At 62.5% G+C, this 7,704-nt stretch carries 5 protein-coding genes and 2 pseudogenes; 3 read left to right on the top strand and 4 right to left on the bottom strand.

Features of this window, described 5'->3' with window-relative positions; translation table 11 throughout:
* Positions 1-64: 64 nt before the first annotated feature.
* Both tnpC and ACFHYO_RS11115 read left to right on the top strand, forming a co-directional pair.
* A pseudogene (tnpC, locus tag ACFHYO_RS11110) lies at positions 65-1,360 on the top strand (IS66 family transposase); the annotation flags it as partial.
* A complete protein-coding gene (locus tag ACFHYO_RS11115; protein WP_394320456.1) occupies positions 1,342-1,671 on the top strand; it encodes a PIN domain-containing protein in 330 nt (109 codons plus the stop codon). The pseudogene tnpC and the gene ACFHYO_RS11115, both read left to right, overlap by 19 nt.
* 229 nt (positions 1,672-1,900) lie before the next feature.
* On the opposite strand, the pseudogene ACFHYO_RS11120 reads toward ACFHYO_RS11115, so the two are convergent.
* The 3 genes and pseudogenes from ACFHYO_RS11120 to ACFHYO_RS11130 form a co-directional block, all read right to left on the bottom strand.
* A pseudogene (locus ACFHYO_RS11120) lies at positions 1,901-2,184 on the bottom strand (transposase); the annotation flags it as partial.
* A 153-nt stretch (positions 2,185-2,337) separates the two neighbouring features.
* Positions 2,338-3,153: an SIR2 family protein gene (locus ACFHYO_RS11125; RefSeq protein WP_394320458.1), complete on the bottom strand. Its 816-nt coding sequence runs from the start codon at positions 3,151-3,153 to the stop codon at positions 2,338-2,340.
* Complete coding sequence (locus tag ACFHYO_RS11130; protein ID WP_081962513.1) at positions 3,146-3,694, bottom strand: non-canonical purine NTP pyrophosphatase; 549 nt, start codon at positions 3,692-3,694, stop codon at positions 3,146-3,148. The genes ACFHYO_RS11125 and ACFHYO_RS11130 overlap by 8 nt, the downstream gene beginning before the upstream one ends.
* 68 nt (positions 3,695-3,762) lie before the next feature.
* On the opposite strand from ACFHYO_RS11130, the gene add reads away from it, so the two are divergent.
* Positions 3,763-4,674: an adenosine deaminase gene (add, locus tag ACFHYO_RS11135; protein WP_394320460.1), complete on the top strand. Its 912-nt coding sequence runs from the start codon at positions 3,763-3,765 to the stop codon at positions 4,672-4,674.
* 435 nt (positions 4,675-5,109) lie between these two features.
* On the opposite strand, the gene ACFHYO_RS11140 is transcribed toward add, so the two are convergent.
* Positions 5,110-6,936 (bottom strand): plasmid recombination protein, encoded by a 1,827-nt coding sequence (locus ACFHYO_RS11140; RefSeq protein ID WP_394320461.1) that lies wholly within the window; start codon positions 6,934-6,936, stop codon positions 5,110-5,112.
* Between the last annotated feature and the right edge of the window lie 768 nt (positions 6,937-7,704).

Raw genomic sequence — 7,704 nt, forward strand, 5'->3', positions numbered from 1 at the left:
CCTGATCAGGCCCTGACCTCTCCGAAGGTCGGCGCTCCTACACCACGGCGTGGGACACTATCCTGCTGCCGCGATGACCGCCCGGATGCGACTGCCGGACATCGAGGAGAAGGACAAACCCAAGCGCCGCCCGATCCCGGATCATATCCCACGGATGGAGGTCGAACTCGGCCCCGGTGCCGAGGCTTGCGCCGATTGCGGCGGCCGTCTGCGCCGGATCGGGGAGGATGTCACCGAGGAGTTGGAGTATGTTCCCAGCCGGTTTATCGTGAACCGGATCGTCCGGCCGCACCTGACCTGCACCTGCTGCGAACGGTTCGTCCAGGCCCCGCTGCCCTCTCGCCCCATCGAGCGTGGCCGCCCGGGGCCGGGTCTGCTGGCCCATGTGCTGGTCAGCAAGTATGCAGATCACTTGCCGCTCTATCGCCAGAGCCAGATCTTCGATCGTGAGGGGCTCGATCTGGATCGCTCGACGCTGGCCGACTGGGTCGGCAAATCCACTGCCTTGCTTGAACCCCTCGCTGACGCCATCGGTCGCCATGTCCTGTCGGCCGAGGCGATCTTCGCCGACGACACGCCGGTCAGCATGCTCGCCCCGGGCACCGGCAAGACCCGCACCGCCCGGCTCTGGACTTATGCCCGTGACGAACGCCCTTGGGGCGGCTCCGCGCCGCCCGCTGCCTGGTATCGCTTCTCGGGCGACCGCAAAGGCCAGCACCCCAAGGATCACCTCGCCCGCTATCGCGGCTGGATGCACGCCGACGGCTATGCCGGGTTTGAAGACCTCTACCGCTCAGGCGCCATCCGCGAGGTCGCCTGCATGGCCCATGTCCGGCGCAAGTTCGTCGACATCCACCGATCCCAGGGCTCTCCGATAGCCCAAGAGGCCATAACTCGGATCGCCCGGCTCTATGCCGTGGAGAAGGAGGCCCGTGGCTCTCCGCCTGATCGCCGTGCCGAACTGCGACAGGCCCATGCCGCCCCCGTCTTCGACGAGCTGGAGGCGTGGCTGGCGATGCAACTCACCACAATCTCAGGCAAATCCCCGCTAGCCGCCGCCATCCGCTACGCCCTGACCCGCATGCAGCGTCTGCGCCCCTACCTCGACCACGGCATTCTCGAACTCGACAACAACGCCGCCGAACGCGGCATGCGCGCCGTTGCCCTCGGCCGCAAGAACTACCTCTTCGTCGGCTCGGAAGCAGGCGGAAAAGCCGCCGCCATCGCCTACACCCTCACCGAGACAGCCAAGCTCAACGCCGTCGATCCACTCGCCTGGCTCGCTGATACCCTGGCCCGCATCCCCGACTACAAGATCACAAAGGTCGACGACCTGCTGCCATGGCGATGGAACGGGTAGCGGTCAGGCCGGACGCTTACACTCAGGCAGCAGCGTATCCACTCGCAGAAGTCGGTCGCCATACCGCCGAAGCATATGGCGACGTCAAGGCGCGCCTCGCTGACCATTACCTCGACCTGTCCCGTCGCACTCCTCGATGGCTGGAGAACTGGCCAGATCGGGTCTCAGGTCAGATGCTCCAAGTCGATGAGAACGACCTCTGGATCGTTGCCCAAGCTGTAGAGCGTGATTATCTTCTGGTGACGAGCGATCAGCGACTTGCGGATCGCTTCGTCCCAGCGATTGCCGAACTCCGTTTGTCGGTCGTTTGATCTTAAGAAATGGCCGCTCACTGAAGTGTTACTATGATGCCTGTCGGATCATCCGAAGACAGGGTGGGCCTGGGGGCAGGAGGTATCTCCACGTCCATCGATTCTGCCCGCGCTTCGGCCTGAACACCCAGCCTGCGACAAAGGGTGAGCTACTCCCCATCGGTTGGACAGTTTCCGCGATGATTTGAGCTACGTTCTGCCCCTGCTTGTCGGTTTCGATCTGGTTGAAGTACATCACGGCGGGCGGCTGTCCGCCATGGGCGGCGTGAGTCCGCTGGTGATTGTAGAAGGTGATCCACCGGCCAACGCCGGCCTTGGCCTGCGAGCCGGTCTCCCAGGCGTGCAGATAGACGCACTCATGTTTCAGGGACCGCCAGAGGCGTTCGATGAAGATGTTGTCGAGGCAGCGCTCTTTCCCGTCCATCGAGCTCCGGGTGCCGATCCGTTCAGCCGGTCGGTCCAGGCGAAGGACGTGAACTGCGAGCCTTGGTCGGTCTCGGGTGGACCGAAGCGGTGGACTTGTAGCGATAAGCCGGTCGGCGGGTTCTCTACCGGCCGGCCCATTCCTTCCGCTCAGCCGCCTAGGAAGCTGCTTTGCGGCATTGCCCATAACCGCCGTTCAGAAGTTGCTGCAGCAAAACGGGGGCAGCTGTGGTAGCGATGCCCTCAAGCCAGCTTGCCGCGCGCGGAGAGGAGCTTGTCGAACATCTCTTCAAGCGCCGTGCCAGGCTCCAGCGATTCCGAAACGATAGGATGGATACCACGGCTGGCCAATACTCGTTCGCGAACAGGGTCGGGCCGCAGCAGAAATATGAAGTACGGAGGCCGTTGCGCCACGAAGCCGGCATTCTCCCACATTTTATGGAGCCGGTATAGTAGCAGGCGCATATTGAGATCGTTCAGGCTGTAGCCGACGAAGAGTACGCTGCGGCTTAAGACATCAGCTCGAAACTTGATATCGAGTGGAGCTTCGAACTGCAGCCGCTCAAAGTAATCGGATTCTGTGACCACCAGCGACTCGTCATCGTCAAAATCTCCGTGGAACTTGACGATCTGTGTAGCGTCGGAAAGTGCGTTGGCAATGTCGAGCACCGACTTGATCTTGGTGAAGGGTTTCTTCTTGAGTTGATGTATGCGCTCGAGGTTGCGATCGTAGTTGGTGGTATAGATTAAGGGAAAGTCGAGCTCGACTATTTGCTCGTGCACGCGCGACTGCAACAGGCGATCGTCGGGAACGTGCCAACTGCGGTCCATCCAGCTACGGAGTTCGCCGATGCTATTGCGTTCCAGCTTATAGAACTCGGCAATTTGCAGATGGTCGGCACCATCTGGAACAAGAACTTCGGGATCGTAGCCGAGTTCAGTGGCCATGTGACCAATTAGGCTAGACCAGCTCGGAAGACCCAAGGGAACCGACAGCCCAGCCCCTGCGAATAACACGACCTTCTTTCTCGTTACCAAATCAGCGAGCTGTTCAATCATGGCGGCTACTCGCGAGGTGAGCGGCGAAAGCGTCGAGCGCTCTTTTTCTCATAGAAATCTCGTTCTTCTTCTCGCCCATCTCTGCAAATGTCTGCTTATGTCCATCGGGAATGAAGACGCAATCCCACTGGAAATGGTCGTCGCCGCGTGGCTCAGATGCGATGGTGCCGTCGATTGCGCCTTCAAAATGGAATACTTGTTGCCCGTTGCAATACCCGATCTGGGTTTTGGCTGTGACCAATCCGCCCCCGAACAAGCGTGCGACACGTTCCTTTTGCAGCGTGTCCCAGAATACCTGCGTGAGGCCTCCTGGAAAGCCATTCAGCTCCTTCAGGAACAGGCAAGTCTGTTCTACGAAAACTGGGTGCCCCAGTAAGTGAAAGGCCCGAAGCGTCTTATTTCGCACGATGGCCCGCACATCGTCCGACTGAAGCTCGTCGATCGGCAGATGTACGGGAACGAGGTCGACGCCCACGGATTTTAGTATGGTGGACGCCTCGGCAATCTTGTGTTCGTTCTTAGAAAGAAATCTGACGCGCATGTCCGACCCCGAGCGCATTCGCGCTTACAACCGTTTGCCACTGTTACATATTCGAGAAGAGAGTGTCGATGATAGATCTACATGTGCACCTTCGCGGCACCATCACCCCGCCGATGGCCCGTCGACTTGCCGAAAGGAACTCGATGAACCTCGACGCCACAATGTGGACGTCGAAAGGATATGGGTGGCACGACTTCACCTCCTTTCTACGCGCATATGACCATGTCGCGTCGGTCATCGTAACCGCGCACGACCTCGAAGAAGTTGCCTACGACTATCTTTCCCGATCTGCACAGCTGGGCACGACCTACGTCGAGTTCATGCTTTCGCCGCCAGACTTGATGCGTGTCGGTGTCGCCTTCGACGACCAACTCGCCGCTCTGTCCGCCGCACGTGATCGCGCACTCGAGTCACATGGCATCGACTGCCGAATGATCGCCACCGGGGTTCGGCATTTGGGGCCCGAAGCAGTCATGGAGGCAGCGAGAATAGCGGTTGGTCGTCGACAGGACATACTCGTTGGCTTTGGCCTGACCGGCGACGAACGGATGTTCTCACCGAGCGATTTCAAGGAAGCCTTCCGCATCGCTCGATCCGAGGGCCTGCGCGCGACGGCCCATGCTGGTGAGCACCTCGGACCTGATACGATCATTGAAGCGATCGAAGTGCTTGGTCTGGAACGCGTTGGTCATGGCATCCGAGCGGTTGAGTCTGAAGGTGTCTTGCGCCAACTCGCCTCGGCCAAAATGCCGCTCGAGGTCTGTCTGTCGAGCAACCTTGCCCTAAATCTCTGTTCCTCTATCGGAGCGCATCCTGCTGGCCCACTTGCCGATGCAGGATGCGTAATTGTGCTCGGAACAGACGACCCTTCTTTTTTTTCGACCGACATCGAGACGGAATACAGGCTGGCGGCTCATCTTGGGTTGTCGGCAGCCGACATAACCGCACAGGCAAATGCGGCCTCTTTCCGTTCAACTTGATCGCCCTAGGATCAAGATAAAATAGACGCGCGCATCACCGAAATTTGCTTCGTTTTGGGAGGTTGCGCCGTTCTCTAGCTGCTTTCCCCACGTTCGTTTCTTGCCACGCCCGTTTTACCGCTTGCTTCACAAGTGACCGCTTTCCAGATGTCGTAACAGTGGCCATGCCGCAACTCCACTGTCGGCCTTCCGCCCTTTACAACCCTTCGCCCGTCTCGATCTTGGTCGCCCGTTCGCCGCCCCGCGGCAACCAGACGGCTGCCAACTGACACCCCCGAGGAGGCTTAGCCTGCCCCGGCTCGCACCAGCAGGATCCGCCTCCGCCGGAAACCGGCGGCGCGCATCTCCTCGATCCGGTGCCGGTGGTGAAATGCGTCAGCGGGGCGACATAACGGTGGTTAGGCGAAGGAGCGCTTGGACACAGGCGAGGCGCCTTTACATCGTCGCGGACGGGCCCGTGTCGGTTTCGACTCTGTGCTCCTCCACCATCGCCTCGACGCCCTCCCTGATCCCGGTGAAGAACCTTGCCATCACCGGGTCCCTGATTTCTCCGGTAACCGTGTCGCGGACGGCGTCCATCTGCCGGTCGAGCAGTTCGAGGTGTGCCGCTGCCGTCTCCCGGAAGATCTGCTGCAACTCAATGCCGCGGAGATACCGATCACGGGCTTCTTCGGCCTCAAGCCTTGCTTGGGCCGCGGCCTCCTCATCTCGCCGCACACGGCGCAGCTTGCCGCTGATCGACATCACGACCCTCCCGAGGCGCGCCGCAAGCTGCCGGAGCGGGCGCGGAGCGACGTCGAACAGACCCGGCGTTGAGCCGACAGGAGCGCCGGCCTTGTCAACGCGGAGGGTGCCGGCCTCAGCCTCGGCGGCGATCCGCTCCAGCGTCCGGAATGCGTGGCTGAACTTTGCGTCGGCGGTGGTGATGATGGTCCCTGCCTGCTCCTTCGCCGCGACGGTGATCCTGTCGGCCTCGACGCGCGCAGTGTTGGTAATCACCATGGCGGCCGCGCGCGCGGCCTTCTCAGCTTCTGCCACGCTCTCCCGTGCCAGCCGTGCCGCCTCGGCACGCGCCGTTGCCTCGGCCGCCTTGGCGGCCTCCATTGCGGCGACGGCCTCGGCTCTGGCGGCCTTCTGCTCCTGCAACGCCAAGGCCTCCGCCCTAGCATTGCGCAGCATGTCCGAGCGCCGTTTTCGCAGGGTGGCAAGATCAGCCTCGTGCGATGCCCTGGCAGCCTCCATGCGGGAGACGGCCTCGGCCAGCGCGGCCTGACTGGTCTGCAGTTCGGCGTTTCGGCCCGCAAGGCGCTTGGCATAGGTCTTGATCCGCTTGGCGACCTTGGCCTTGCGGGCTGCATCCGCGCCGGCCTTGTCCAGGTCCGCCTGGGCCTTGGCGAGGTATCCGTCCATCTCGGCCACGCGCGCCGTCGCGTCATCGACCGCGGATCGGGCGGCGCTGACCTGCGGCTCGAGCGTCGCGAGCTTGTCCCTTGCGATGGCGACGCGGGCCTCGAGGGCCGCTGCGTCGCCTTCGAGGCGCTGCACAATGTCGCGGCCCGCCGCCACCTCTGCCGCGGCCTCGGCCAGGTCATGGGGCAGGTCATGGTGCAACTGCTTCACGCTCCGGTGGAGGACCTCGCGAAACTCGGCGCCCTTGGCCAGGCGCTCGCCATAACGGCGGCCACGCTCGATGCCGGGGCAGTGCCGGCTCATGATCTCGGCGGTCAGGTCCTGAAGCTCCGAGAAGATGCCGGGCCGCGTGCTCTGCGAAAGGGGATGGCCGTCATGAGTATAGCCGACCAGCTCGAAATGGGCGTGGATCGTGGTCTCGTCGAGATGCACGGTCAGGCCGGACACCGAGGTGTTCAGTCGATCCGCCGTAGCCTGCACGAGGTCGCGAAACGCGGCATCCTGCTGGTCGGGCGAAAGGCGGTCGAACATCACCACCGCCTCGGACCCGAAGGTGAGGATGCCGGTCATGGCGATCGAGACGGTGCGGGACATCGCCCGCTCGGTCTGGCGTTGTGAGCGCCGTTCCTTGCAGATATCCCGAACCTCGCAGACGCGGGGGTAGGGGATCAGCACCCGGTTCAGGTCGAGCCTCTCAGGATCGACATACCCGGGCAGCTTGCCCTTCCGCAGATCATGGCCGCGCTGGTAATACAACCGCGAGGCATTGCGCGTCTCGAGGCGGATGGAGGCGGCGCGGGGGTTTGACCTGCGGGGATCGTTCGCGGGCACGAAGCTGTGGGTCATCAGCATGGGATTGCCTCTTTGGTGGAACCTACTAGCATCAGGCCCCCGTCACGCTGCGCGCGACCGGGTCCTGATGCTCTCCGGCGAAGAGGGGAGCCGGGCCTGGCGGCCCTTCTCCCCTCTTTCGAAACACCCCAGAGACGGCAGCCCCGGGGGCTGCCGACACAGGCCGCCGGAACGGCAGACAGGGGAGAGGCTTGGCATCTGGAACGGGTCTGCGCGTGATCCCTGCCGGCCGGGCGGGCCGGGCACACCGCCAGGGCGGCGGCGGGGGATCGCGGGATACGAGGACTGTTCATCCCCGATTCGATAGCGGCGCGGACTGAAAGTCCAAAGCACCATCGCCAAAAAATTTGGGATCGTGCGTCCGGCGACGATAATCCCTCGTTCCCGTAAGACCCTTATGTCGGCGGAGCGAGCTTCCAGACGTGATTGGCTACCGTGTTTCCCCGATCACCCCGCCCTTTTGCCTTCTCTCTCCCCTCCACCCTGCCTCCGGATCCATCTCGCCTTATCTCAGCGCTCCCTCCGTCCCTGTTCCTTTCCCTTCATTCATCCCTCTCCACCCCGGCCGGCGTGAGCCGACCGGGGCCCGAGGATCCTGCGTCTCCGGCCGCCATCCGCGGTCGGGATTGCGCAGGATCCTCAACCCTTGCCGGAAGGATCGCCCGTCTCCTTCAGTTCACCCTTGGCCGCATAGTGATCTCCTCGGGATAGTGTCCCACGCCGTGGTGTAGGAGCGCCGACCTTCGGAGAGGTCAGGGCCTGATCAGG

Origin of the sequence: Paracoccus panacisoli, assembly GCF_042435015.1 — a bacterium.
Classification (GTDB): Bacteria; Pseudomonadota; Alphaproteobacteria; order Rhodobacterales; family Rhodobacteraceae; genus Paracoccus; species Paracoccus panacisoli.

Bases quoted from the DNA above. Each gene is read 5' to 3' on its own strand.
- ACFHYO_RS11115 (WP_394320456.1), top strand. From the start codon at position 1,342: ATGGCGATGGAACGGGTAGCGGTCAGGCCGGACGCTTACACTCAGGCA.
- ACFHYO_RS11125 (WP_394320458.1), bottom strand. From the start codon at position 3,153: ATGATTGAACAGCTCGCTGATTTGGTAACGAGAAAGAAGGTCGTGTTA.
- ACFHYO_RS11130 (WP_081962513.1), bottom strand. From the start codon at position 3,694: ATGCGCGTCAGATTTCTTTCTAAGAACGAACACAAGATTGCCGAGGCG.
- add (WP_394320460.1), top strand. From the start codon at position 3,763: ATGATAGATCTACATGTGCACCTTCGCGGCACCATCACCCCGCCGATG.
- ACFHYO_RS11140 (WP_394320461.1), bottom strand. From the start codon at position 6,936: ATGCTGATGACCCACAGCTTCGTGCCCGCGAACGATCCCCGCAGGTCA.